This is a genomic window from Acidovorax sp. HMWF018 (assembly GCF_003061035.1).
GTDB lineage: Bacteria > Pseudomonadota > Gammaproteobacteria > Burkholderiales > Burkholderiaceae_C > Acidovorax > Acidovorax delafieldii.
The window spans coordinates 1-2207 of sequence record NZ_QAIM01000557.1 but is presented as its reverse complement, the minus strand read 5'-3'; the positions used below and the strand labels follow the sequence as shown (position 1 = coordinate 2207).

The window sequence follows — 2207 nt, the reverse complement described above, 5'->3', positions numbered from 1 at the left end:
AACTACCTGCAGACCCAGGGCATCCCCCAGGCGCGCGCCGCTATCGAGCGCAACCAGCGTGAATGCACGGCCCAGCCCAATGCCGTGGCCACGGCAGGGCCGCTGCGGCGCGGCAACCTGCCGTCGGGCAACCAGTTTGTGCAGGAGGGTGCGGAAAAGGCCGCCGATGCCAAAGCCGCGTGTGAAGAACGGACCGAGGCCCTGCGCGAGCAACTGCGGGTGCTGGAGCGAGAGCTGGCGGCGATGCCCTGAGACAGCGGCCCTGTCAAAGAGAACTCTTCACCCCTTCCAGGTGAACGGAAACTTGAACTGCTTCACAAAGCCGTTGGGCACGTAGTCGCCCAGCACGCCATAGTGCTCGGGCCAGAGCTTGGTGCTTTTGACGGCGGTGCCAAACAGGTAGTCCAGAAACGCGAAGTGCGCGGCGTAGTTCTTGTCCAGCGCCTCCTGGTCCTGGCTGTGGTGCCAGTGGTGGAAGTTGGGCGTGACCAGCACGTAGCGCAGCGGCCCAAGTCGCACGCTCACATTGGCGTGGTTGAACACGGCCTGGAAGCCCACCACCACGATGTATGCGTCGATCACTTCCTTGCTGAAGCCCAGCACATAGATGGGGGCCAGCACCAGCGTGCGGGTGATCAGCAGCTCCAGGATGTGCTGGCGCGAGCCCGCCATCCAGTCCATGCTTTTGACGCTGTGGTGCACGGCGTGCAGGCGCCACAGCAGGGGCACCTCGTGGTAGGCGCGGTGGGTCCAGTACTGCACCAGGTCGGCCACCAGGATGATGAGGAACAGTGCCACCCAGAAGTTCAGCCCCTGCACCCAGCCGCGAATGCCGTCGCTCGCCGCCCAGCCAAAGAACTTGTGCACGATGAGGTTGGTGGCCAGCAGCACAAAACCCACCACCATGTGGTTGACGATGAAGTGGTGAAAGTCCGTCTGCCACTCGGCGCGGAAGATGGGCTGGTCCTTGCGCAGCGCAAACAGCTTCTCGATGAAGATGAAGATCAGCGAGCTGCCCAGCAGGTCCAGGATGAACCAGTCGAGGCCGATGTAGGGTGTGTTGTCGGGGAAGTTTGGGTCCACCTCCACCTTGTGTCCGCCCAGCAGCGCGGCAATCGCCACGATGGCAAACGCGAAGGTGGCCAGCCAGCGGGCGCGGTTGAACAGGATGTTGACCAACGAGATGCCGCCCGCAATTGCCATGGCCACCAGCATGATGTTGCGTATCACCGCCACGTCGTAGCTCTTGCGCAGCTGCGGCGTGGTGAGGTACTCGGGGAAGTGAAAGGCCAACACGCCCAGAAGGCACAGGATGGCCAGCGTGAGTGCAATCACGCCCGACACCAGCCCCTTGCCGGTGCGCAATGCGCCGTGGCTTTCGGTGAATTCGTTGAGTTTTTCTAGTTCGATCATCGGTTCCTCCTCGCACCCGGTCAGCAGGTGCTGCGCGAGTGTAGCGAAGCCGCCACCCGCTGTGCACGGGGCTCAACTTGCACGCGACGCAGCACACGCAGCTTTCTAAAATCGCTGCATGAACATCCCTTCACACCAACTCAGCATGACCGTGCTCATGTCGCCCGACATGGCCAACTTTTCGGGCAACGTGCACGGCGGCGCCATTCTCAAGCTGCTGGACCAGGTGGCGTACTCGTGCGCCAGCCGCTATTCGGGCTGCTACACCGTGACGCTGAGCGTGGACCAGGTGATGTTTTTGCAGCCCATCCATGTGGGCGAGCTGGTGACCTTTCTGGCCAGCGTGAACTACACGGGCAGCTCGTCGATGGAAGTCGGCATCAAGGTGGTGGCCGAAGAGATCCGTTCGCAGGTGGTACGGCACGTCAACAGCTGCTTCTTCACCATGGTGGCCGTGGACGAGGCGCGCAAGCCCGTGCAGGTGCCGCCACTGTCGCCTTCGACCCCCGACGAACGCCGCCGCTGGGACGCTGCGGTGATCCGCAAGACGCTGCGCAAGGAACTGGCACAGCGGTTTCAGCAGGTGCGAGAAACCGCCGGGCAGTAACCCGTTGAGTGGGCGCCTTGAACGGACGCCTTCGAAGGCCCTGGGCGCATCGCCCCGGGCCTTTTCTCTGCCTCTCACGCTGTGCTGCTCAGGCCGCGTTGCGGCTGCGTCCGGCCAATGACACCGCCTGCAGGGACAGGCCGTCAATTTCGTTGGTGATGCCTGACAGCACATTGGCCACCACCGC

2 protein-coding genes and 1 pseudogene are annotated in these 2207 nt (G+C 63.2%); 2 read left to right on the top strand and 1 reads right to left on the bottom strand.

Annotated elements, in window-relative coordinates; genetic code table 11:
- Positions 1-252, top strand: a pseudogene (locus DBR23_RS23775) (DUF4124 domain-containing protein); the annotation flags it as partial.
- A gap of 27 nt (positions 253-279) precedes the next feature.
- Here DBR23_RS23775 and DBR23_RS23770 read toward each other — a convergent pair.
- The gene (locus DBR23_RS23770) at positions 280-1413 is read right to left on the bottom strand and encodes a sterol desaturase family protein (protein WP_056743951.1); all 1134 of its coding nucleotides are present in this window, start codon (positions 1411-1413) and stop codon (positions 280-282) included.
- Between the two features lie 118 nt (positions 1414-1531).
- Between DBR23_RS23770 and DBR23_RS23765 the strand changes: the two genes are divergently transcribed.
- Positions 1532-2020, top strand: coding sequence for an acyl-CoA thioesterase (locus tag DBR23_RS23765; protein WP_056058237.1), 489 nt, complete (start codon positions 1532-1534; stop codon positions 2018-2020).
- The last annotated feature ends 187 nt before the right edge of the window (positions 2021-2207 follow it).